The organism is Diaphorobacter caeni (assembly GCF_015354245.1).
Taxonomy (GTDB): Bacteria; Pseudomonadota; Gammaproteobacteria; order Burkholderiales; family Burkholderiaceae_C; genus Diaphorobacter_A; species Diaphorobacter_A caeni.
Map to the genome: position 1 here is coordinate 181,032 of NZ_JADKYZ010000008.1, position 22,632 is coordinate 203,663.

At 64.6% G+C, this 22,632-nt stretch carries 19 protein-coding genes; 11 read left to right on the top strand and 8 right to left on the bottom strand.

All coding sequences use genetic code 11. The features are described from left to right. Window positions 1-98 precede the first annotated feature (98 nt). Together ISG32_RS19690 and ISG32_RS19695 are read left to right on the top strand one after the other, a co-directional pair. A complete protein-coding gene (locus ISG32_RS19690; RefSeq protein WP_323745965.1) occupies window positions 99-866 on the top strand; it encodes an AzlC family ABC transporter permease in 768 nt (255 codons plus the stop codon). Continuing rightward, window positions 863-1,183, top strand: a complete 321-nt coding sequence (locus ISG32_RS19695) for an AzlD domain-containing protein (protein WP_194772717.1) — start codon at window positions 863-865, stop codon at window positions 1,181-1,183. Before ISG32_RS19690 ends, ISG32_RS19695 begins: the two co-directional genes overlap by 4 nt. 267 nt (window positions 1,184-1,450) lie before the next feature. Here ISG32_RS19695 and ISG32_RS19700 read toward each other — a convergent pair whose 3' ends face one another. Further along, window positions 1,451-2,092 (bottom strand): LysE/ArgO family amino acid transporter, encoded by a 642-nt coding sequence (locus ISG32_RS19700; RefSeq protein ID WP_194772718.1) that lies wholly within the window; start codon window positions 2,090-2,092, stop codon window positions 1,451-1,453. 70 nt (window positions 2,093-2,162) lie between these two features. Here ISG32_RS19700 and ISG32_RS19705 point away from each other — a divergent pair, with 70 nt between their 5' ends. After that, window positions 2,163-3,062, top strand: coding sequence for an HTH-type transcriptional regulator ArgP (locus ISG32_RS19705; RefSeq protein WP_194772719.1), 900 nt, complete (start codon window positions 2,163-2,165; stop codon window positions 3,060-3,062). 62 nt (window positions 3,063-3,124) lie between these two features. On the opposite strand, the gene ISG32_RS19710 is transcribed toward ISG32_RS19705, so the two are convergent. Then, entirely contained in the window at window positions 3,125-3,988 is an 864-nt protein-coding gene (locus ISG32_RS19710; RefSeq protein WP_194772720.1) for a LysR substrate-binding domain-containing protein, read from the bottom strand. 213 nt (window positions 3,989-4,201) lie between these two features. Here ISG32_RS19710 and ISG32_RS19715 point away from each other — a divergent pair, with 213 nt between their 5' ends. The 4 genes from ISG32_RS19715 to ISG32_RS19730 all read left to right on the top strand — a co-directional run bounded on the left by ISG32_RS19715 (window position 4,202) and on the right by ISG32_RS19730 (window position 9,544). Next, window positions 4,202-5,251 carry a putative 2-aminoethylphosphonate ABC transporter substrate-binding protein gene (locus ISG32_RS19715; protein ID WP_194772721.1) on the top strand — a complete coding sequence of 350 codons (1,050 nt, stop codon included), beginning with the start codon at window positions 4,202-4,204 and terminating at the stop codon, window positions 5,249-5,251. A 219-nt stretch (window positions 5,252-5,470) separates the two neighbouring features. Continuing rightward, window positions 5,471-6,550 carry an ABC transporter ATP-binding protein gene (locus ISG32_RS19720; protein WP_194772722.1) on the top strand — a complete coding sequence of 360 codons (1,080 nt, stop codon included), beginning with the start codon at window positions 5,471-5,473 and terminating at the stop codon, window positions 6,548-6,550. An 8-nt stretch (window positions 6,551-6,558) separates the two neighbouring features. Continuing rightward, a complete protein-coding gene (locus ISG32_RS19725) occupies window positions 6,559-8,367 on the top strand; it encodes a putative 2-aminoethylphosphonate ABC transporter permease subunit (RefSeq protein WP_194772723.1) in 1,809 nt (602 codons plus the stop codon). Between the two features lie 52 nt (window positions 8,368-8,419). Continuing rightward, window positions 8,420-9,544: a TIGR03364 family FAD-dependent oxidoreductase gene (locus ISG32_RS19730; protein ID WP_194772724.1), complete on the top strand. Its 1,125-nt coding sequence runs from the start codon at window positions 8,420-8,422 to the stop codon at window positions 9,542-9,544. A 252-nt stretch (window positions 9,545-9,796) separates the two neighbouring features. Here ISG32_RS19730 and ISG32_RS19735 read toward each other — a convergent pair whose 3' ends face one another. Continuing rightward, window positions 9,797-11,491, bottom strand: coding sequence for a pyruvate formate lyase family protein (locus tag ISG32_RS19735; RefSeq protein WP_194772725.1), 1,695 nt, complete (start codon window positions 11,489-11,491; stop codon window positions 9,797-9,799). Between the two features lie 604 nt (window positions 11,492-12,095). Here ISG32_RS19735 and ISG32_RS19740 point away from each other — a divergent pair. Further along, entirely contained in the window at window positions 12,096-12,482 is a 387-nt protein-coding gene (locus ISG32_RS19740) for a group III truncated hemoglobin (RefSeq protein ID WP_194772726.1), read from the top strand. Window positions 12,483-12,489: 7 nt separating this feature from the next. On the opposite strand, the gene ISG32_RS19745 is transcribed toward ISG32_RS19740, so the two are convergent. The 5 genes from ISG32_RS19745 to ISG32_RS19765 all read right to left on the bottom strand — a co-directional run bounded on the left by ISG32_RS19745 (window position 12,490) and on the right by ISG32_RS19765 (window position 16,986). Continuing rightward, entirely contained in the window at window positions 12,490-12,714 is a 225-nt protein-coding gene (locus ISG32_RS19745) for a DUF3820 family protein (protein ID WP_194772727.1), read from the bottom strand. A 96-nt stretch (window positions 12,715-12,810) separates the two neighbouring features. Beyond that, window positions 12,811-14,289, bottom strand: a complete 1,479-nt coding sequence (locus ISG32_RS19750; RefSeq protein WP_194772728.1) for an amidase — start codon at window positions 14,287-14,289, stop codon at window positions 12,811-12,813. A gap of 147 nt (window positions 14,290-14,436) precedes the next feature. Beyond that, window positions 14,437-15,441, bottom strand: coding sequence for an aldo/keto reductase (locus tag ISG32_RS19755; RefSeq protein WP_194772729.1), 1,005 nt, complete (start codon window positions 15,439-15,441; stop codon window positions 14,437-14,439). Between the two features lie 30 nt (window positions 15,442-15,471). After that, window positions 15,472-15,696 (bottom strand): SlyX family protein, encoded by a 225-nt coding sequence (locus ISG32_RS19760; protein ID WP_194772730.1) that lies wholly within the window; start codon window positions 15,694-15,696, stop codon window positions 15,472-15,474. A 93-nt stretch (window positions 15,697-15,789) separates the two neighbouring features. Next, on the bottom strand, window positions 15,790-16,986 hold the full coding sequence (locus ISG32_RS19765) for an aminotransferase-like domain-containing protein (RefSeq protein WP_194772731.1): 1,197 nt from the start codon (window positions 16,984-16,986) through the stop codon (window positions 15,790-15,792). Between the two features lie 445 nt (window positions 16,987-17,431). On the opposite strand from ISG32_RS19765, the gene ISG32_RS19770 reads away from it, so the two are divergent. The 3 genes from ISG32_RS19770 to nth all read left to right on the top strand — a co-directional run bounded on the left by ISG32_RS19770 (window position 17,432) and on the right by nth (window position 22,548). Beyond that, window positions 17,432-20,017 (top strand): collagen-like triple helix repeat-containing protein, encoded by a 2,586-nt coding sequence (locus ISG32_RS19770; protein WP_194772732.1) that lies wholly within the window; start codon window positions 17,432-17,434, stop codon window positions 20,015-20,017. 150 nt (window positions 20,018-20,167) lie between these two features. Beyond that, on the top strand, window positions 20,168-21,862 hold the full coding sequence (locus ISG32_RS19775) for a ShlB/FhaC/HecB family hemolysin secretion/activation protein (protein WP_194772733.1): 1,695 nt from the start codon (window positions 20,168-20,170) through the stop codon (window positions 21,860-21,862). 47 nt (window positions 21,863-21,909) lie between these two features. Then, window positions 21,910-22,548, top strand: a complete 639-nt coding sequence (gene nth / locus ISG32_RS19780; RefSeq protein WP_194772734.1) for an endonuclease III — start codon at window positions 21,910-21,912, stop codon at window positions 22,546-22,548. Window positions 22,549-22,632: the final 84 nt, after the last annotated feature.

A 22,632-nucleotide genomic window follows, 5' to 3' on the forward strand; every position in this document is an offset into this window, starting at 1 on the left:
ACACGGAGATCGCGATGGGCGGATAATCCCGCCTCTCGCAGCCAAGCCCCAGGCGCTGTTTCGACAGCGCTTTTTTCATGGGCGAATCGGATTTTCTCGTGAACCAGACCGTGACAGACAAGGAGCAGGACTCCAGCCCATCGACGAGCACCGCCCTCTTCAAGGCGGGCGTGATCGCCTGCCTGCCGACGATCCTCGGCTACTGGAGCATCGGCTTCGCGGCGGGCGCCATCGGCACCGTTTCGGGCTTTTCGCCGCTCGAGATCACGCTGCTCTCGGGCCTGCTCTATGCGGGATCGGCACAGTTCCTGTTCTATTCGCTCTACGCGGCCGGTGCGGGTGCGCTGTCCATCGTGGCCGGTGTGCTGCTGATCAATCTGCGCCACATCCTGATGAGCTCGTACATGGCGATGTATTTCACCCGCTCCACAGCGATGCAGAAGTTCATCGGTGGCGCGCTGCTGACCGACGAGACCTTCGCCGTCGCGGCGCAATACGGCAACAGGCACGGTGATCTGCCGTTCGCGTGGCTGCTCGGCCTCAACGTGACCGCGTGGCTCAACTGGATCATCGCCAACCTCATGGGCGCGCTGCTGGCGTCCACGCTGCCCGAATCGCTGGTGCACGGGCTCGGCTTCAGCCTTGTCGCCATGTTCATCGCCCTGCTGCTGATGACCTGGCTCGCAAGCCGCCAGCGCATGCTTGAGCTCGTGGCCGTGGCGGTCGCCGTGCTGGTGGTGGCCGTTTTCGTCAAGCGGCTCGATGCCAACGTGGTGATCCTGCTCGCCACGGTGAGCGCGGCCAGCGTCGCGACGGTGCTGCTCAACCGCAAGTCACGCGTCGAAGGCGGAGGCACCAACGCATGAGCACCGCTGGATATATCGCGCTGCTCGTCAGCGCCCTCGTCACGCTGCTGCTGCGCGTGCTGCCGATCCTGCTGATGTCGCGCATCCGCCTGGGAGTCACCGCGCGCAACTGGCTCGGCTTCATCCCCGCCGCCATCATGGCCGCCATGGTCGCGGCCGAGCTGATCCTCAAGCCCGAATGGAGCAGCTCGGGCCTCAGCATCTCGGCAATGGCCGCAGCAATAGCCACCGTCTGCGGACTGATCTCGCGCAGCCTGTTCGTGACCGTATTGGCCGGAGTAGCAGCCTTCATGGGGTTGCAGTACTGGCTCGGCTAAAAGGTGCAAAACAAGCCCCGCATGCAGCAGCGGGCAAACGAAGCGAGCGGAGCGCTCGAACAAGCACCCCAACGAGGATATGGGCCATAGCGCTAGGCGTCACCGATGCAGATCAGTACTTCGGTACGGCAAGGAGGTGCAACGACGCGATATGGCCCATATCCTCGCCCCAAAACGATGGACCAATGCCGCCAAAGGCGGCGTCACGATCAAAGCCAGAACGAAAAAAAGCCGCCATCCTTTTCAAAGATGGCGGCTCAGCGAGATTTAGGAAGTCTGGAGCCCCTGATAGACCCACCAGGCGAGCACAAACATCATCGCGCCGGTGAGCGTGTCGAGAACGCGCCAGGCCTTGGGATTGGCGAACACGCCCTGCAGCTTGCGGCCCGCAACGGCCAGCAGCACAAACCACGTGAGACTCGCACAGGCCGCACCGATCACGAAGTACCACTTGTACCAGCCATCCTGCTGCGCGCCGATCGAGCCGATCAGCACGACGGTGTCGAGATACACATGCGGATTGGCGAGCGTGATCACCGCAAGCGCGCTCAGCACGGTGAGCAGGCTGCGCTCGGCCTTGGTGCCGGACGCGTCGAGCTTCTGGTCGGCCGCAAAGAACGCGCGGTGCCATGCGAACAGGCCATAGGCCAGCAGGAACAGCGCCCCGCCCAGCGTGAGGTAATGCGCGAGCGTTGGCGATGCGCCAAGAATCTGTGCCATGCCGGCCACGCCCACGGCCACGAGCAGCGCGTCGCTCAACACGCACCATGCCACGCAGGCGCGCACATGCTCGCCCTGCACCGCCTGGCGGAGCACATAGAGATTCTGTGCACCGATGGAGACGATGAGCGAGAGGCAGACGGTGAAGCCTGCGAGCCACGAAGAGGATGCTGCGGTCTGGAAGAACATGGGGCCGATTTTGAGTCCGCAGCATATTTAAGTAAACTTAAAATCACTAACGTATATTAAGGATTGCTTAATGCTCGACTACGCCGGACTGGAAGCCCTCGCAGCCGTGGTGCGCGAGGGCAGCTTCGAGCGTGCGGCGCGCAGACTGCACGTCACCTCATCTGCAGTGTCCCAGCGCGTGAAGCAGCTCGAAGAACGCGTGGGACAGGTACTGATCCTGCGCGGTTCGCCCTGCACCGGCACCGAGGCGGGCAAGCGGCTGTGTCTGCACGCCGAACAGGTCGCCCTGCTCGAGAACGAACTGCGGCGCAGCAACCCCGACCTGCTGAGCGACACGCCGATACCCACGCTCAAGCTCGCGGTGAACGCCGATTCGCTCTCGACCTGGTTCATGGACGCCATGGCCGAATTCACGGCAGGCAGCAACGAACTGCTGGACTTGCGCATCGACGACCAGGACCACACCGCCCAACGTCTGAAGGAAGGAGAGGTGATCGCCGCCGTCACCGCCACCGCCACGACGATCGCGGGCTGCAACACCTGGCCGCTCGGCACCATGCGCTACGTGGCCGCGGCAAGCCCGCACTACGTGGAACAGTACTTCCCCGACGGCGTGACGCCCGCCGCACTGGCCCTTGCGCCCATCATGACCTACGACCGCAACGACAAGCTGCAGGACCGCTGGATGCACCAGTACGGCCTGCAGGCCGCGCGCTCCGCCCCGCCGCGCCACTTCATCCCATCCAACTACGGCTATGTGCGCGCCTGCGAGGTCGGCATGGGCTGGGGCATGCATCCCACGGTGCTGATCGAGCAGCAGCTCGCACAGGGCACGCTGGTGGAACTCGTTCCCCGCAAGCCGCTCGACGTGCCGATGTACTGGGCCCACCCGCGCTCAGCGCAGGCATCGCTGGAGCGGCTCACGCGGTGCGTGATGAGCGCGGCAAAAAGGTGGCTGGAGGCGGCCTGAACTTCAGTGGCCATCGCTCATCCAGCAAAGCGATGACCACCCTGTTCTTGGTCACGCGCCCTTCAACATTCCGCCTCACACTCCAGCAGAAACGCCGCGATCAGGCGCGCGTTGCGCCGCTCCTGCAGGCAGTACAGATACTCGTCGATCAGCGGCACCTCTTCCTCGAACGGCAGCACCAGCAGGTCTGGATGCGCCGAGGCCTCGTGCCGCGCGAACACGCTCACGCCCATGTTGCGGATCACCGCCTCGCGAATGGCCTCGCGGCTGGTGATCTCTAACGTGCGCTGCGGGGTGACGGCCGCAGCGGCCAGCATCCCCTCGGTCTTCTCGCGCGTCATCGAACCCGTCTCGCGCATGATGAGCTGGCAGCCGGCAAGCTGCGCCACGCGCACCGAGCGCTGCGTGGCCAGCGGATGCTGGCGGTGCACCACCAGCGCCAGCGGATCGGCGCCCAGATGCAGGCGCAGCAGGCGGGCGTCGGTTTCCTTGTGCGATGAGGTCGCGAGATCGACGCGGAACTCGCGCAGCGCCTCGCTGGTCTGGCGCGAATTGCCGGTGCCGATCACCACGTCGACGCGCGGATAGAGATCCTGAAAGCGCTTGACGATGTCGAGGATGTAGTACGGCGCGGTGGCGCCGAGCCGCAGTTGCCCCTGGTTCACATCGCCGGCGTTGCGCAGCGCGAATTCGACATTGCTCTCCTGCTGCATCAACGCCTCGACCATCGGCAGGAGCCGCACGCCGTCGTCGCTCACCGCCAGACGGCCACCCTGCCTGCGGAACAGCTCGACACCGTAGTGCTCCTCGAGCGCGCGGATCTGCGTAGTCACGGTGGGCTGGCTCAGACCCAGCTGCTTGGCCGCGAGCGTGATGCTCCCGAGCCTCGCGACCATGAAGAAAGATTTCAACTGTGTGACAAACATGTGAATCGGCGCAGAACTTCTTGAGCGAAACGGATGCCGCATTTCACCATAGGGGCACGACGCAAATCCACCAATAACCGGTTTGGAAAATTTCGATTGCGTGACACAGGCATTTCACATCCGTTGCCTACATTCGTGCTCATTCCGAATCCGGACACCCAACACCGGACGTCGGATATGTCATTTCACCCCATCACTGAAATCACCCAAGCCATGCGCACTACTCTTGTTTCCTGGTCCCGCCGCGCCACCCTGGCAACTGCCGCCGCTGCCGTCACGCTGATCGGCCTGACCGGCATGGCGCACGCCGCAAAGACCGAACTGCTGGTGTACTCCGCGCTCGAAGCCGACCAGATCAAGGCATACAAGGCCGGCTTTGAAAGCGCCCATCCCGAGATCGAACTCAAGTTCGTGCGCGACAGCACGGGCATCATCACCGCGCGCCTGCTCGCCGAAAAGGCCAACCCGCAGGCCGACGTGATCTGGGGCGTCGCGGCGACCTCGCTGATGCTGCTCGACAAGCAGGGCATGCTGCAGCCCTATGCGCCCAAGAACCTCGCCAAGGTGCGCAGCACCATGCGCGACCCGAACGCCACTCCCACCTGGGTGGGCATGGACCTGTGGTCGTCGGCAGTCTGCTTCAACACCGTCGAAGGCCAGAAGCGCAAGGTGGCGACACCCACCAGCTGGGCCGACCTGACCAAGCCCGAGTACAAGGGCATGGTCTCGATGCCGCACCCCGCGTCGAGCGGCACCGGCTACCTGATGGTGGCGGCGTGGCTGCAGATGATGGGCGAAGAAAAGGGCTGGGCCTACATGGACGCGCTGCACCAGAACATGGGCGTGTACACCCACAGCGGCTCCAAGCCCTGCCGCCAGGCGGGCGCAGCCGAATTCCCCATCGGCCTGAGCTTTGAATACCGCGCCAACAAGACCAAGAAGGACGGCGCGCCCATCGACATCATCTTCCCCAAGGAAGGTCTGGGCTGGGACGTGGAGGCCACCGCCATCATGAAGACCAGCAAGAAGCAGGAAGCCGCCAAGGCCCTCGCCGACTGGTCCGCCACGCCTGAAGCCAACAAGCTCTACGCCGCCAACTTCGCGATCCTCGCCCTGCCCGAAGCGCAGGAAAAGATGGAGTTCGTTCCCGCCAACCTCGAATCCATGCTGGCCAAAAACGACTTCAACTGGTCCGCCGCCAACCGCGACCGCATCCTCACCGAGTGGGCCCGCCGCTACGAAGCCAAGGCGGAAAAGAAGTAAGAACAACGCGCGCAAGGTTGCACACCTCAAGGATCCCCAGACAGCTGTCCACGAAGCGCGCGGGGTCTCTGAATCCACTACCCCAACGACAAGACAGCCCCTCAGGCGAGGCGTTAAGCCGCAGACAGTACTCCCGTACGGCAAGGCTTCGACAACGACGCATGAGGGGCTGTATTGCCGCCTCAAAACGACCCAAAACACCCACACCCAAAACAAAAAATGCTCCACATCGAAAACATCGTCAAAAGCTACAACGAAAGCACTGTGCTGCGCGGCATCGATCTGGACGTGGAGGCGGGTGAATTCGTAAGTCTGCTCGGCCCCTCGGGCTGCGGCAAGACCACGCTGCTGCGCATTCTCTGCGGCATCGAGCGCGCGGATCAAGGTCGCCTGCTCTTCAACGGCGACGACATCACCTGCTGGCCCGCTGCCCGACGCGGCTTCGGCGTGGTGTTCCAGAGCTATGCCCTCTTTCCCAATCTCACGGCCGCGCAGAACATCGCGTTCGGCCTCAAGGGACAGCCCGCCGCAGCCGTGCGCGAACGGGTGGCCGAAATGCTGGCGCTCGTCGGCCTGTCGAATCAGGCGCAGCGCTATCCGGCGCAGCTCTCCGGTGGGCAGCAGCAGCGCATCGCCCTCGCCCGCGCACTCGCGCCCAAGCCGCGTCTGCTGCTGCTCGACGAGCCGCTGTCGGCCCTCGACGCCCAAGTGCGCGCCGAACTGCGCAGCGAGATCCGCGAGCTGCAGCGCAAGCTCGGCATCACCTGCATCATGGTCACGCACGATCAGGAAGAGGCACTGACCATGGCCGACCGCATCGTGCTGATGCACCGCGGCCGCATCGAACAGGAGGGCTCGCCAGAGCAACTCTACGCGCAGCCGGTCAGCCACTTCGCCGCCGGTTTCGTGGGGCGCATGAACCTGCTGCCCGGCGTCGCACTCGACGAACGCCACGTGCAGATCGGCAGCTCGCAGGTGGTCTGCGTCAACCCGCTGTTCGGCGCGGGCGAGAACATCCTCGTCGGCGTGCGGCCGGAAAGCGTGGTGATCCATCCCGCGCATCCCACGGCGCTGAGCAATCTGTTTCGCGCCCGCGTGATGGAAACCTCCTTCCTCGGCCCGATGGTGCTGGTGCGGCTCCACAGCCCGTCGCTGGATTGCCATATCGAAGCGCAATGGCCGCTGCGCCACGGCAGCAGCTTGCCCGACTGGCTGCAGGGCGAGGTGCTGGTCGAGCTGCCCGCGACCGCACTGCAACCGCTGGCCGCGCCGGAGGCCCTGCAGCGCAAGGCCGCTTGAGGAATCCCATGAGCACGAGCACAAGCACCAGCCTCCCCATGTCCTCCGCCGCCCTGCCCCTGCCGATCCACGGCACGTCCGCTGCCCCAACCAGAAACCCCGCGCACGAACAGCGCCGCAGCCAACCTGCAGGCCCCGCTCAGGCGCCGCAGACATCATCCTTCAATTGGGAACGCGTCTGGCTCGGCGTGCTGGTGTTTGCGATGCTCGCCGTGCTGCTGCTCACCGTGGCGCTGCCCGTCGGCACACTGCTCGGCCACAGCTTCTGGAGCAGCGACGGAAAATTCAGCGGCCTCTCGCAATACATCGCCTATGCCCAAACGCCCGGCGTGGGGCGCTCGCTGCTCAACAGCCTCTGGCTCTCTGCCGCGAGCGCCAGCATCTGCGTGGCGGTGGCCTATGTCTATGCCTACGGCGTCATGCGCACCTGCATGCCACTTGCGCGCCTTTTCCGCGCCATCGCGCTGGTGCCGCTGCTCGCGCCGTCGCTCCTCATGGCCATCAGCCTGATCTATCTGTTCGGTACCCAGGGCATTCTCAAAAGCCTGCTGATGGGATCGACGGCGTACGGACCGTTCGGCATCATCCTCGGCTCGGTGCTCTGGACCTTTCCGCATGCGCTGATGATTCTGTGCACCACGCTCGCATCGGGCGACGCGCGTCTCTACGAGGCCGCCGCCACGCTGGGCGCAGGCCGCTGGCGCAGCTTCTGCCAGGTGACGCTGCCCAGCAGCCGCTATGGCCTGATGATCTCGTGGATCGTGGTCTTCGTGCTCGTGGTCACCGACTTCGGCGTGCCCAAAGTCATCGGCGGCAACACGCAGATGCTGGCGACCGACATCTACAAGCAGGTGATCGGTCAGCAGAACCTGTCGATGGGCGCGGTGGTGGCGATGCTGCTGCTGGTCCCCGCCGGGATCGCGTTCGCGGCGGAGCGCCACCTGCGCTCGCGCCAGTCGGCCACCATGGCGGTGCGCGCCGTGCCGCTCGTACCCCAACCCCATGCACCGCTGGATCGCGCACTGCTGGTCTATTGCGCCGTCGTCGCGTTCGCGCTGCTCGCGGTGCTGGGCACGGCCGTCTTCGCCTCGTTCGTGACCTACTGGCCCTACAACCTGACGCTGAGTCTCAAGAACTACCAGTTCGACATGATGGACGGCGGGGGCTGGGCAAGCTACGCCAACTCGCTGTCCATGGCCGTGGCGACGGCGGTGGCGGGGTCGCTGCTGAGCTTTCTCAGCGCCTATCTCGTCGCCAAGCCCACCGGCTTCGTGCGCGCCCGCCAATGGCTGCAGGCGATTGCGACCATCCCCATGGCGGTGCCGGGACTGGCGCTGGGCCTGGGCTACATCCTGTTCTTCAACTCGAGCAGCAATCCGCTGCACTTTCTGTACGGCTCGCTCGGCATTCTGGTGCTCTGCAGCGTGGCACATTTCTTCTCGGTCGCGCACATCACCCAGCTCGCCGCGCTGCAGCAGCTCGATCGCGAATACGAACTCGTCGCCGACTCCATGGGCGTGCCGTTCTGGACGGTGCTCTGGCGCGTGCATCTGCCGGTGTGCCTTCCAGCGATCATGCAGGTCGCGGGCTACTTCTTCGTGAACGCCATGACCACGGTCTCCGCCGTCGTGTTTCTCTACTCGCCCGAAACCACGCTGGCTTCGGTCGCCGTGCTCGCGATGGACGACGCGGGCGACGTGGCCCCCGCCGCCGCGATGGCCACGATGATCTTCGTGACCGCCGCAGCAGGCCGTCTGCTCATCGGAGCGGCTGACTCATGGCTGCAGCGGCGCACCCAGCACTGGCGCCATCGCTGAAATTCTTCGTTGTGAATCTCTCGTTTTTTCTCTCCCGGTTTGAATTGACTCCATGAACATGAAGCAGCACTACGACGTGATCGTGGTCGGGGCAGGCATTGTCGGCCTGGCCCACGCATACACCGCCGCCCTGCGCGGTCTGAAAACACTGGTGATCGAGCGCGACGCGGCCTGCCTCGGCGCCTCGATCCGCAATTTCGGTTTCGTCACCGTCACCGGCCAGCGCGCCGGAGCCCACTGGTCGCGCGCCATGCGCTCGCGCGACATCTGGGCCGGCATTGCGCCGCAAGCGGGTATCGACGTGGTCCATCAGGGTCTCTGGATGACCGCCCGCCGCCCCGCTGCGCACGCGGTGCTGCAGGCCTTCATGGAAACCGACATGAGCGCCGGATGCGAGCTGCTCACACCCGAGGCCGCCGCGCGGCGACATGCAGCCCTCAACATCGATGGGCTGCAGTCGGTGCTCTACAGCCCGCACGAGCTGCGCGTCGAATCACGCACCGCCATCCCGCGCCTTGCGGCCTGGCTGCACGAAGCCAAGGGAGTGGATTTCCGCTTCGGCGAGGCCGTCGTCGAGATCGACACGCCCCGCGTTCGCACCACGCGCGGCGAATATGCGGCCGAGCGCATTGCCGTCTGCACCAACGCCGCGCCGGGTGGGCTGTTTGCACCGGTCTGGGAAGAGCACGGCGTGCGCCAATGCCAGCTGCAGATGCTGCGCGTGCGGCCGCAGCCGGGCTTTCAATTGCAGGGCTCGGTGATGGGAGACCTGAGCCTGATCCGCTACGAGGGCTATGCGGCCCTCTCGCCCGCCACACATCTGCGCAATCAGCTGGAACAGGAAGAGTCCGCATCGCTCGCCCACGGCATCCACCTGATCGTGGTGCAGAGCGCTGACGGCACGCTGGTGGTCGGCGACTCGCATCACTACGGTGCGTCCGTTCAGCCGTTTGCGAGCGACGACGTGGATGCGCTGATTCTGCGGCACCTGCGTGAGGCACTGCATCTGAGCGAGGCGACCGTGGTCGAACGCTGGGTGGGCACCTATCCGTCGTCCTCGGCCGTGCCGTGCATCATCCATGCGCCAAGCGACGCGGTACGTGCCGTGACGGTGACCAGCGGCTCGGGCGCAAGCACCGCTCTGGGTCTGGCGGAAGAAGTCTTCGCCGCCTGGTAACACGCATACCAACAGAAAGCAAGAATCGAGGCGGAACCCCCAACACCAAAGGTCCCGCCCCGTTCTCTTATCGGGGCTGCTCGCGCAATCTTCTCTACCCTGCGAGTGCCCACTTTCTTGTGATTTGCCAATGCCCGCCCCGTCGTTCTGAATCTCGCCATGCGCGATCCAGGACTCCGAGGCACGACACCGGCGCCTCACCTCCCTCTACGAAGTCTTTCTTTCCGCTTTCTTTCGTTCATTCGTTCTTTTTCAGTGGCAGCCCGCTTCCGCATACGCATACGCATACGCAACGGGCGTTGCACAGGCTTCCGGTTCGCTGTTTTCGCCGCTTTCGCCGCTTTCGCTGCCCCGGTGATCCGGCGCTGGATGTGCCACGCTCCAGCCCCGCGCCTCGTCGGTGGACCACGGAGCAAACGCCTCACCCACGCGGCGACCACAGGGCATGCTGCCCGTCCAGCGACCAGCCGATGCGTTGGCCGCAGTGCTCGCGGGAACCACCACGGGGTGGGCGTTGCGGTAGATGAATGGCTGCGCGCGCAGCTTCCGTGCAAAGACATCGCAGAGCGCATGCGCAATCTCGTCGACCACGCCGCCGATGCGACCGCACGTCGGGAACGGCTCATCGACCTTGAAATCCACCACCAGACCATCCTCGTTGCGCAGCACCTGCTCACGCGCATAGCGGATGGCCGAGAGCGAATCGGCAAGCGCCGACAGGCCATCGACAGTGCATGCCATCACATGCTCCGCATCGCTGTCGTGCAGCGCCAAGGCGAGGCTGGCATGGGCCAGTCGGTCGTGGAGAAAATGCGTGTTGTTGAAGGCGTTCACGCAGTTGGCCGCCAGCCAGTCCAGCACGCGATCCAGTCGGCGAACGACGTCGTCATACTCCAACTCGTCACCCCAGAACGTACCCAAACCGCGCACCACAAGCACGCCGTTTTCCTCATCCACCCCGCCATTGATCGCATAGAGCAGCGCCTTGGCCAGATTCACATGGCCCGCATCGAGCAGCACCTGCTGTCCGATGCGCAGCGCCGGTGCGAACGAGCCAACCACGTAGTCGTCACCGCAATGGCGTCGCAGCCCCGTATCGTTCTCGAAGCGGACGGCGCCACACTCGCGCGCCACGTCGATGCAGAAATTGCGAAAGGCGCGCGGCAATCCCGAAGACCACAGCACCGCCACGGTCGTCATCCGCTCCGCAGGGCAACGATGCAGCGCATGCAGCCACCGGAAGCTGGTGCGCGTGACGAGCGGCTGCCCATCCTGCGACATGCCGGCGATGCATTCCAGCAGCGTGGCGGCATCACCATCAACTTCGCCCGGTTCCGCACCGCAGAGCAGCCGCAGATTGCCGAGCTTGAGAAGCCATCCATCGATCAGTGCCTGCGCCTGCGGCTCGTTCAACCGCCCCTCGTCCATGTCGCGCTGAATGTAGATGTCGAGAAACGCCGTGGCACGCGCCATGGGAAACGCCGCGCCACCGCACTCACCAGCCACTGCCATGGCGGCCAGCGTCATCCACTGCACCGCTTCATGCGCGTTTGCGGCGGGCCTGCCGATGTCCACCTCCTGCGAGAGCGCCACGTCGCGCAGTTCTTCGAGCGCAAGCATCTGCTCGGACAGGCTGCGGCGCTGCTGCATGAGTTCCTGGGTGAACGGCCCTTCATTCAACGCACGCAGATGCTGCCTGCACAGGCTGCGCAGAAACTCCACGCCATACAGCGCGACGCGCCTGCAGTCTGCAGCCACGGCGCAGCGGCTCAACGGCTCGGGCATGCCGTGCAGCAGCCCCGCCTCGCGCGCTGCGGTGATCTGCGGCGCATGGGCTTCGAGGAATTGCCTGCGGCCTCCCGTGCGCGACTGATCAATCCCCGCCATGCCGACCTGGACCGACGAGACACCTGCCGCGCGCAAGGCAACGCGCAATGCCAACGGCATGGATGTTTCCGTGTCAGTGTCAGTGTCATTTTCAGTTTCAGTTTCTGGTGCAGCCCCGACCGGCGATGTAAGGAATTCCGCCCCGCCTTCGTAGCGCTGAACGTTGGCTTGAATGAAGTCGCGGACATCCACGCCGCACTGCCACGCTCCGGTCTGGAAGCGCCGCCAAGGTCCGGAAGCGTCGAATTGGCTTGTGCCGCATGTGATGGAGTCCATCATTCAGGCCATCCCATTTTGCGAAGTAAAGGAAAGATCAAAAAATCAAACATCGGCAAGGTTAGCCAGCCAAACGCAATTCCCACGCGGAGTAAATCAAGGCAACCCCAGCATTCACAGTGATTGACAGACAGGAAACAGGAGCTTGCAAATGCCGCGTCGCACACACTTTTGGAGGACATTTTTCCTACGCCGATTTTGTGAACTGCGGTCAGCGAAGGCCGTCACGTGCATCGCTCACACCGAACGCATTCCTTGATCAGCAACAACGCATAAATTCGGACACGCTGGGAAGCTCCTCGCCATGTCTCTTTGCCCATCTCCCGCAGCAGCAGCATCACCAACAGCAACAGCGGCGTCCCTCACAACGGAAAGCATCACAAGACTGGTGCAGGACTTTTACGCGGACGCCATGCAGCACCCGCTGCTCGGCCCCGTATTCGCGGCGGAGCTGGACTCGCGCCGGGATGCGCATCTGGATCGGATGGTGGATTTCTGGAGCACGGTGATGCTCGGCACACGCAGCTTTCGCGGCAATCTGGTGCAGCGGCACATGCAGCTCAAAGGCGTGAGCCCCGCGCATTTCGATGCATGGATTCAGCTGTGGACACGGCACACCCACGAGCGCTTCGACAGTGCAGCGACCTACCGACTCAGGCGCGTGGCGCACGACATCGGCAGGCAGCTGTTCACCCAGTGCTTCGCTGAATCATCCACACCCCGCACCCCTGCGGCCGATCAGGCCAAAGCACCGCCGGACACCTCCGCGGACTGATCCGTCATCAGCGAGCCTGCCGAGACCTGCGCAAGGGCTCCAGCAGGCCATTCAAGCCGTTGTGATCGATCTCGAACATCAACTGCAGCAGTTGGCCGACATGCCCCTTGGGGAAGCCCTCGCGCGCGAACCAGTGCAGATAGTTCGCGGGCAGGTCGGCGATCATCGTGCCCTGGTGCTTTCCGAAGGGCATGGGGGTGGTCAGCAGTTGTTCGATGTCTTGAGGCGTCACAAATTCACCATCGTCGCGGTGTGAAGATCCGTGCCATTTTAAAAGGCTCTGCGCCGAAAGATCACCCGCCCGCCCCGGCTGGATTCAACCCTTCACTCATCCCAGCAACGGACTGCGCACCCTCGATGCTCCGCTCGCCAGGTCGTACGCATGCCCCAGTTGCAACACGCCAAAGTCATCCTGCGTGCGGCCAATGATCTGCAACCCGACGGCTCTTGCGCCGTTGCCGAGTCCTGCTGGCACCGAGAGCGCCGGCAGACCGGCCATGGTGGCTCCGATCACCGTCTGCATCCAGCGGTGATAGGTGTCCATCTGCTGTCCGCCGACCGCATGCGGCCAGTCGCGTGCCGCGTCGAACGGAAAAACCTGTGCGGACGGCAACAGCAATGCCTCATATTGCTGATGCATGCGACGCAGGCACTCATACCAGGCCGAGCGTACGCGCGCCGCATCAAACACCTGCATGGCGGTGAGCGCCAGCCCGCGTTCAAGCTCCCACACGGCTTCGGGCTTGAGCAAGCGGCGCTTCGCCGGGTCGTCATAGAGCGCACGATTGGTGCCTGCAAACTGGAAACTGCGCAGATCGAGCCAGGCGCGCCACAGGCTTTCCATGTCGAACGGCGGCACGACGCGCTCGACCGTGCAGCCCACCGCTTCGAAATGGGAGAGCGCCTTCTCGCAGACATCGAGCAGGCCGGGCTCTGTCGGTAGATGCCCGCCGAGATCGCCGAGCCAAGCGATGCGCGCGCCCTTGAAGTCGCGCTCCAGTGGCGCGCGGAAGTCGACGTTTGCAGCGCGGTGCGTGAGCGGCAGGCGCGCGTCGAAGCCCGCCATCACCGACAGCAGCATCGCGAGATCGGGCACGTTGCGCGCCATCGGTCCGCCGACGCTGAACTGCTGAAAGAAAGTTTCGTCGGTCGGTCCGTGCGGAATGCAGCCCACCGACGTGCGCATGCCGTACACATGGTTGAACGCGGCAGGCGTGCGCAGCGAGCCCATCATGTCCGAGCCATCCGCCACCGGCAGCATGCGCAGCGCCACGCAGACGCCCGCGCCACCGCTGCTGCCTCCGGCCGAGAGCGACGGATCGAAGGCATTGCGTGTGGTGCCGTAGACCTCGTTGTAGGTATGTCCTCCAAGGCCGAATTCCGGCGAGTTGGTGCGGCCCACGAAGATCGCGCCCGATGCCCGCATGCGCTCGAAAACCACGGCATCGGTCTGGGTCACCTGCCCCTTGAAGATCGGCGAACCCTTCGTCGTGACCATGCCCTTGGCCGGCATGATGTCCTTGGGCGCCTGCGGAAATCCATGCAGAGCGCCTCTGCTCTCGCCGCGCGCGAGGTCCGCGTCCAGCGCATTGGCCTGCCTCCGCAGTTCCTCGCGCGGCATGCCGGCGACGATGGCGTTGACCTGCGGGTTGAAACGGTCCATCTGGGCCTGGTAGGCGTCAAGCACCTCGGCGCAGGAGATCTCGCGTGCATGGATGGCGCGCGACAGCTCGGTCGCGGCAAGTTCCACGATGCCGCCAGTCGCCTGCAGCGGCCCTTGCCCTTGTTGAGTGGAATCGTTCGTCATCTTCGGTTCTGTCTCCTGTTCGGGTAAGGTGGTGTCCGATATGTGGAGGCCGCACCCGCGATGTCATCCTGTCTCACGACTCATCGCAGGAGCAGCTCGAATCACTCGCCGCCGAGAAACTGCATCGCGCCTGACGATGCGCCGGTTTCAGGTGCGGCGACGCGGATGCAGCGGATACGCTGGATCGGTGTAGCCCGGTGTGGACGGATGGCCCGGTGCGACCAGCTCGTCGACCAGTCCGTCATCCTCGGGCGTGACGACGTAGTCGAGCGCCGGGAAATAGTCCTGCCATTGCGCGAGCGTGCGCGGGCCCGCGATCACCGAGCTGATCGAGCGATGCGCGAGCACCCAGGCGGTGGCGAACTGCGCGAGCGAGATGCCGCATTCCGCCGCATGCTGCTTGAGGCGCTGCGCGATCTGCAGGGACTCCTCGCGGAATTCGGTCTCGCTCATGCGGCGGTCGCCACGGCCCGCGCGCGTGCCTTCCTGCGGCTCCTGCCCCGGCAGATACTTGCCGGTGAGCACGCCGCGCGCGACCGGGCTGTAGGAGGTCACGCCGATGCCGAAGTGTTCGCAGGCCGGAAGAATCTCGACTTCGGGCATGCGGTTGAGCAGGTTGTAGTACGGCTGACAGACCACAGGCCCCGGCATGCCGATCTGGCGCGCGCCATGCACCATCTCGCCGATGCGCCACGCGCGGAAGTTCGACAGCCCCCAGTAGCGGATCTTGCCGTCGCGCACCAGCGTGTCGAGCGCGCGCAGCGGCTCTTCCATGTCCATGCCGTTGAAATCACGGTGCAGATACAGGATGTCGATGTGGTCGGTCTGCAGACGCGCAAGACTCGCCTCGACCTCGCGCAGCATCCACTTGCGCGAATACTGGCCTTCATTCGGGCGATCGGACATGCGGTTGCCGAGCTTGGTGGCCAGCACCCAGTCATCGCGTTGGCCCTGGAGGATCTGGCCGAGCATGGATTCGGACGCGCCCTTGGTGTAGACGTCCGCCGTGTCCATGTAGTTCACGCCATGCTCGCGCGCATGGGCCACGATGGACGAGGCTTCGGCGAGCTCCGTCTGGTCGCCGAACATCATCGTGCCCAGACACAGCGCGGACACCTTGAGCTGGCTCTTGCCGAGATTGCGGTATTGCATTCCTGTTGTCTCCTTCGTTCTTGTATGGGGTCAGTAGTGAGGAGGCCGCTCGTTGAGAATGGCCTGGCCTGAACCGGGTGCTCCCGCTTCGGGCAACTGCTTGCGCAGATCGGCGACCACGCGGATCAGATCGTCGATCTGCTGCTGTTGCCGGTAGATGGTGAGGTTGAGCTGATCGAGCAGGTCTTCGGTGAAGCTGGCCTTGATCTCCAGATCGCTCAGACGCTGCTCGGTGTGTTCGTTGAAATCGGACATGTCTTGTCTATTCCCTGCGGCCCGAAAGGGCACACCGTATCACTTGCGCGTGACCGCGGCGTGCCCATTCAGCCCTGTGCGCGGGATCTCACCTCAGGCGGCCAGCGCCTTCTTCAGGCGTGCAATGCCTTCGCGGATCTTGTCGACGTCGGCCGTCGCAAACGACAGGCGCAGCGTGGACAAATCGGGGTTCTGGCTGAAGAACGGAGCGCCAGGCACGAAGGCCACGCCTTCGGCGATCGCACGCTTGGCCAGTTCGTTGGCATTGCTTTCCTGACCACGCGCGCCGGTGAGCTTCACCCACAGGAACAGGCCACCCTTAGGCTGCACGAACTCGACCGCATCGCCAAGTTCCGAGCGCAGCGCATCGCCCATGGCCTTGGCGCGCTCCGCATACACGGCACGCACGCGGGCGAGCGTCTGCGGCATCACGCCCGACTGGAGGTATTGCGCTGCGGTGGCCTGCGCATAGGTGCTGGTGTGCGCGTCGCTGAACTGCTTGCACATGGTGGCGCGCGCGAGCAGTTCCGGGTGGGCGATCAGCCAGCCGATGCGCAGACCCGGGCACAGCACCTTGCTCAGCGAGCCGCAGTGCGCCAGCCATTCGCGGCTGCCGGGCACACTGGGCGAGAGCGCGAGCAGGCTCGCAGGTGGCGCTTCGCCGAAGTACAGATCACCGTAGGGGTCATCTTCGACCAGCAGCACCTGGTGCTTGACCGCCAGTTCCAGCACCTGCTTGCGGCGCGCGAGCGAGAGCGTCGCACCGCTCGGGTTGCCGAACGTGGGAATCAGATAGACCAGCTTGGGCCGGTGCTCGACGATGAGCTTCTCGAGCGCATCGGGCTGCACGCCGTCACCGTCGACCGGAGCGCTGATGACCTCCGCGCCATAGAGGCGAAAGCATTGGATGGTCGCCAGAAAGGTCGGGCCTTCCACGATCACCTTGTCGCCGGGGTTGATCATGGTCTTGCCGATCAGGTCCAGCGCCTGCTGGCTGCCGGTGGTCACGATCAACTGCTCGGGAGCCACGTCCTTGGCGCCCTTGGTCGCCATGAACGCCGAGAGCTGCTCGCGCAGCGGCTGGTAGCCCTCGGTCGCGCCGTACTGCAGCGCGGCACCGGCCTGCGTCGCCAGCACTTCGTCCACGGCTGTCTTGATGCCGGGGACATCGAACATGGCGCTGTCGGGGAAGCCACCGGCAAAACTGATGATGCCGGGCTTGCCCAGCAACTTGAACAATTCACGGATCGCCGAGGTCTCGACGTTGTTTAAACGGTCAGCAAATTTCATCCCACAAATCCTTGGAAATACTTGGGTCAACTCAGGGCAGAACCGCCCCATTGTCTTGCATTGGACGACTCCATGAAGACGCTCGACTTTTCCGTCGACCGAGCAGCATTTTCATACACTAAAACTCACAATTTCACTCAAATACATACACAGTGTGCCGCACTTGTTTCAGATGCCCCAAAGACGCATTCCTTTTCGCCGACTCGGTAGTGTTGTTTGCATTTCATAGTTTAAAAAAAACATGTCTGCATGAAGATAGTCGATCATTTTTCAACCCCGAGTGCATTCGCTCATTTCTGATTCCACATTGCAAAACTTTGATATAGCGCAAAGAAAGCAAATCTATTTGATCGCAATTTGATAATTAAAAAAGCAATTGGTAACACTTGCGAAGGAATCTGACCATTGAGGCCGTTCTGTTCACTTATGTCCTCAGGAGTGTGATATGCGGTCCTTCAAATTCTTCACCCAAAAGCCTGTCTCGCTCGCCGTTGCCTCCGCTCTGGTGATCCTGCTGACCGGCTGCTCGTCCAGCGGTTCCCTGCGCAGCGACGCTGGAGGCACATCCGGCGGTGGTGCCGGTGCCGGCGTCACTGATGGCACAGGCAGCGGCAATCTGAATGCCGGCGACGGCGGTACGGGCTCCGGCAGTGGCACCGACGGTTCGGGCACCAACGTGGGAGGTGGAACCGGCACCGACTCCGGATCAACGGCGCCAGGCACCGGCAACAGCTGGGCCGGTGCAGGCTCCGGCTCCGGATCGACGGGGAACGGCAGTTCCGGAGGCTCCGGCAATTCCGGTGGCTCGGGCGGCGGCACCATCGTGGCCGGTGGCGGTGGAAGCACCGGCGGTGGCGGCAGCACTGGAGGGGGAAGCAATACCGGCGGTGGTAGCAACACAGGCGGCGGCGGAAGCACTGGTGGCAACGGCAACGGCAACGGCAACGGCAACGGCAACGGCAACGGCAACGGCAACGGCAACGGCAACGGCAACGGCAATGGCAATGGCAATGGCAATGGCAATGGCAATGGCAATGGCAATGGCAACGGCGATGGCAATGGCAATGGCAACGGCGGTGGTGGCACGGTATCTCCACCGGTAGCAACCGGACCCTTGCAAGTCATTCGGGATGCCAGCACCGGCGTTGCCGGCGTAGTGGATGGTGCTTCTGGCGCAGTGGGCGATGTTGGCTCCACCGTCTCCAACGTGCTGAACACTGCACTGGGCAACACCGTCCTCGGCGGAGTCTCCGCTCCTGCTGGCGGCGTGGTGCAGGAAGTCGGCGAAGCGGTCGGCTCGCTTGCGACCGGCGTGGCCAGCGGCCTCGGCCAGATCGGCACCAGCACCGATCCTATCGGCACCACTCTCGGGAGCCTCGACCCCACCGTTGGCCACGTCGGCCATGCAGTCTCGTCTCTGGGTGACACCGTGAGCGCTTTGGACAAGCCCGAACTCGGCGTGGTCGGCGACGTGGCAGGTCTTGCCGGAGGTGTGGTCAATCAGGTGGGCACTACCGTCACAGGCGTCGGCTCGGCGGTTGGTGACCTCGTTGACAGCACTGGCGTGCGCAACCTGACCACCGGGGTGGCAGGCGCGGTCACACCACTGCTCTCGAACACCGTCGGCACCGTCCAGAACCTGGGCAACGCCACAGGTCTGGGCGAGCCGGTGACCAACATCCTGACACTGGTCGGTGGTCTCGTGACCACCACCGGCAACGGTCTGGTAGCCACCCAGACTCCGATCATCTCGCCTACTGGCAGCTTGGTGGCGGCCACCGGTGAAACCGTCTCCGCGCTGGGCGGAGCCACATCGACCAGCAACCCCACCGGCGGTGGCCTGCTGGGCGGCTTGCTGGGCAACACGGTCGGCACGGTCACCAACGTCGTCGGCGGCGCGACCGGTGGCACCACCGGCGGCACGGCAACCGGCGCCTTGGGTGGCGTGGTCGGCTCGGTCACCAACGTGGTCGGCGGTCTGACCGGCGGCCTCACCAACGGTTCAGGCAGCACGGGCGGCACAGCCACCGGCGCCCTGGGTGGTGTGGTCGGTACGGTCACCAATGTCGTCGGCGGCTTGACCGGCGGCACCACCACCGGCACCGGCGCTGCCACTGGCGCGGTCGGCGGCGTGGTCAACGGTGTCGTCGGCACGGTTGCGACCGTCGTGGGCGGCGTGACCGGCGGCCTGACCGGTGGTACCACCACAGGCACCGGCACTGCCACTGGCGCAGTCGGCGGCGTGGTCAACGGCGTCGTCGGCACGGTTGCAACCGTGGTGGGCGGCGTGACGGGCGGCCTCACCGGCGGCACCACCACCGGCACCGGCGCTGCCACTGGCGCAGTCGGCGGCGTGGTCAACGGCGTCGTCGGCACGGTTGCAACCGTGGTGGGCGGCGTGACGGGCGGTCTGACCGGCGGCACCACCACCGGCACGGGTGCCGCCACTGGCGCAGTGACCGGCGCGGTCAACGGCGTCGTCGGCACGGTTGCGACTGTGGTCGGCGGCGTGACGGGCGGCCTCACCGGCGGCACCACCACCGGCACGGGCACGACCACTGGAGCGGTCGGCGGCGTGGTCAACGGCGTCGTCGGCACGGTTGCAACTGTGGTCGGCGGTGTGACGGGTGGCCTGACCGGCGGAACAACGACCGGTACTACCGGCACCACCACAGGAACCACCACGGGCGCCGTCGGTGGTCTGGTGGGTGGCGTGGTCAACACGGTCACCGGCGTGGTCGGCGGCGTGACGGGTGCCGTGACCGGCACGGTGGCAGGCGTGACCGGCGGCACGACGACCGGCGCCACCACTGGCACGACAACGGGCTCGACCACTACCGGAACCACCACCGGCACGACCACCACTGCAGGCACCACAACGGCCGTGGGCGGCGTGGTGACCGGCGTGCTCGGCGCGGTGACCGGCCTGCTCGGCGGCACCTCGACCACCACAGCCAACAACACCACGACCACCACCACGACGGGTACCGGTGGCGGCCTGCTCGGTGGTCTGCTTGGAGGCAAGAAGTAAGCATCAGGGTTTGCTCTCTCTCAAAACCTGAGCAATCAGCACAACAGTAACAGTGTGTTTCACTTGAAACCGCTGTTGCTGTTGTGTTTTTCGATAGGCGCCTAGCGACATGCGGGGACCGCGCCACCAGTTACGACAAGAAGGTCGATCATGAATTACCCCGCCACTTTCTCTCTCAGGCTGCCAGCATTGGCGGTCTTTTTGTGTTTTTCTCCTCTGCTCTCCCATGCCCAATCCGCAACGGCGGGAGGCAATCCCCTGAGCACACTGCCCTCCGTTCCCGCGCCTCAGCCGCAGGCACAGGTGCCGCTGCAGGTGGCACCACCGCAGACCCAGGTGGAGCAGATGCTCGCCCTCAAGGTGCAGATCACCCGCGTGGACGTGCAGGGCGTGTCCGCCATTCCATTCGAGGAAGTCAGCGCCCTGCTCTCGCCGCTGAGCGGCGGAACGCACACCATCGCCGACCTGATGGCCGCCGCGCATAAGGTGACCGCGCTGTATCAGGAACGCGGCTACGCGCTGTCGTTCGCCTTTGTTCCGGCGCAGGATTTCGCGGGCGGCGTGGTGCGCTTCAGCGTGGTCGAAGGCTATTTGCAGCGCGTGGAGCTTGAAGGCGATTTCGGCAACTCCGAAGCGCTGGTGCGCGAGATCGCCGAGCCGCTGCTCAAGGAGCGCCCTCTCACCTCGGCCACCTTCCAGAAGCAGACGCAGCTGATGACGCGCCTGCCCGGCATCGAGATCGCCGCAATCGCCAATCTGCCCACCACAACGGACGGCGCGACGCCGCTGGTTCTCAAGGCCAAGCACAAGCCGATCATCGTCTCGGTCGGTGGCGAACTGCGCAAGCCGACATCGCGTTTCATGGCCAATCTGCTGGTCAACGACCCTTTCTGGCAAGGCAGCCAGTTCCAGTTCTCGACCCTGCTGCGCAATCCAAGCGACGAGCGCTTTCTCTCGGCCGGATTCACCCAGCTGCTCAACGCCTCGGGCACCGTGGCGCGCGCGAGCTACTCGGACTACCGCAGCCACAACGACCCGCTGTCCAAACTGCCGGGCATCGACGACGACACCTCCCAGCGCAAGCTGGACCTGAGCGTGACGCATCCGTGGATCGTCGCGGGCAACGAACAGCTCAGCACCACGGCCGGCTTCTACGGCCTGAACTACCGCAAGGAGTACTGGGTCCCCGCCAACTCGATCGGCATCCATGACGAGGAACGCGTGCGTGCGCTCTACGCGCAGGTGGCCTGGTCCAAGGCGGCAGCCACCGTCGGCCGCTCGGCCAACGTGACGCTGACGCAGGGCATCGACGGACTCGGCGCGGGCTTCGACCGAGGCAACAACGTCGGCCAGCCCATGCTCGCCAATCCGGCCAAGCTCGACTTCACCCGCGTGAGCGGCGACTACTCCGAGCGCCACCGCTTCGCCAACAAGCTGGGCGCGGCCTTCGGCTTTGGCGGACAGTACTCGGGCGACATCCTGCCCACACCCGAGCGCGTGTCCTTCGGCAGCTTACGCTATGGACGCGGCTATGCGCCGGGCGAATTCTCCGGCGACAAGGGCGTCGGCGCGAACGCCGAGCTGAACTACCAGTTCACCATGGACAGCAAGTGGCTCAAGAGCGTCGAGCCCTACGTGCTCTACGAATGGGCCAAGCTCTGGCAGAACACCTCGGGCACCGTCGCCACGACGATGAAGTCCGCGAGCGTCGGCGTGCGCCTGGCCGACAACAAGCACTACTCGCTGGATCTCGCGGTCTCCAAACCGCTCGGCGCGCGCACCGCCAACAATCCCGAGCGCTCGCTGCGCTACGGGCTGATCCTGAGCTACAACCTCGACTTGTAGTCACGCGAATGCGCATCGGTTTCATGGTGCTGCGACAATGCGGCTCCATGAAACAGAGCGACATCGAGCCCTTCTTCGCCACGCTGAAAGCGGCCAACCCACAACCCAACACCGAGCTCGAATACACCTCCGTGTTCGAGCTGCTCACCGCCGTCCTGCTGTCCGCACAGGCCACCGACGTGGGCGTGAACAAGGCCACGCGCAAGCTGTTCCCCGTCGCCAACACGCCCCAGGCCATCCTCGACCTCGGGCTCGAAGGCCTCGAGAGCTACATCAGGACGATTGGTCTGTACCACAGCAAGGCCAAGCATCTGCTCGAGACCTGCCGCATGCTCATCGACCGCCACGGCGGCAAGGTGCCGCAGACGCGCGAAGAGCTGCAGGCCCTTCCCGGCGTGGGCCGCAAGACCGCCAACGTGGTGCTCAACGTCGCTTTCGGTCAGCCCACCATGGCGGTCGACACCCACATCTTCCGCGTGAGCAACCGCACCGGCCTCGCGCCCGGCAAGGACCCGCTGGCCGTCGAACTGCAGCTCATGAAACGCGTGCCGGACGAATACGCGGTCGATTCGCACCACTGGCTGATTCTGCTCGGCCGCTACGTCTGCCAGGCCCGCAAGCCGCGCTGCTGGGAATGCGTGGTCTCGAAATATTGCGACTTCACGCCCAAGACCCTGCCCTCGTAAAGCGGCTTCATGGCCAACGGCAAAGTCGCCAGACGGCGCTTTGACTGACATGAGCGGTGCATGTGGAAGGAGAACAATCCCACA

Coding starts and splice junctions, on each gene's coding strand:
- ISG32_RS19710 (WP_194772720.1), bottom strand. CDS start 3,988: ATGTTTGTCACACAGTTGAAATCTTTCTTCATGGTCGCGAGGCTCGGG.
- ISG32_RS19700 (WP_194772718.1), bottom strand. CDS start 2,092: ATGTTCTTCCAGACCGCAGCATCCTCTTCGTGGCTCGCAGGCTTCACC.
- ISG32_RS19695 (WP_194772717.1), top strand. CDS start 863: ATGAGCACCGCTGGATATATCGCGCTGCTCGTCAGCGCCCTCGTCACG.
- ISG32_RS19750 (WP_194772728.1), bottom strand. CDS start 14,289: ATGACGAACGATTCCACTCAACAAGGGCAAGGGCCGCTGCAGGCGACT.
- ISG32_RS19735 (WP_194772725.1), bottom strand. CDS start 11,491: ATGCCGTTGGCATTGCGCGTTGCCTTGCGCGCGGCAGGTGTCTCGTCG.
- nth (WP_194772734.1), top strand. CDS start 21,910: ATGAAACAGAGCGACATCGAGCCCTTCTTCGCCACGCTGAAAGCGGCC.
- ISG32_RS19770 (WP_194772732.1), top strand. CDS start 17,432: ATGCGGTCCTTCAAATTCTTCACCCAAAAGCCTGTCTCGCTCGCCGTT.
- ISG32_RS19705 (WP_194772719.1), top strand. CDS start 2,163: ATGCTCGACTACGCCGGACTGGAAGCCCTCGCAGCCGTGGTGCGCGAG.
- ISG32_RS19775 (WP_194772733.1), top strand. CDS start 20,168: ATGAATTACCCCGCCACTTTCTCTCTCAGGCTGCCAGCATTGGCGGTC.
- ISG32_RS19760 (WP_194772730.1), bottom strand. CDS start 15,696: ATGTCCGATTTCAACGAACACACCGAGCAGCGTCTGAGCGATCTGGAG.
- ISG32_RS19730 (WP_194772724.1), top strand. CDS start 8,420: ATGAACATGAAGCAGCACTACGACGTGATCGTGGTCGGGGCAGGCATT.
- ISG32_RS19755 (WP_194772729.1), bottom strand. CDS start 15,441: ATGCAATACCGCAATCTCGGCAAGAGCCAGCTCAAGGTGTCCGCGCTG.
- ISG32_RS19720 (WP_194772722.1), top strand. CDS start 5,471: ATGCTCCACATCGAAAACATCGTCAAAAGCTACAACGAAAGCACTGTG.
- ISG32_RS19715 (WP_194772721.1), top strand. CDS start 4,202: ATGCGCACTACTCTTGTTTCCTGGTCCCGCCGCGCCACCCTGGCAACT.
- ISG32_RS19765 (WP_194772731.1), bottom strand. CDS start 16,986: ATGAAATTTGCTGACCGTTTAAACAACGTCGAGACCTCGGCGATCCGT.
- ISG32_RS19725 (WP_194772723.1), top strand. CDS start 6,559: ATGAGCACGAGCACAAGCACCAGCCTCCCCATGTCCTCCGCCGCCCTG.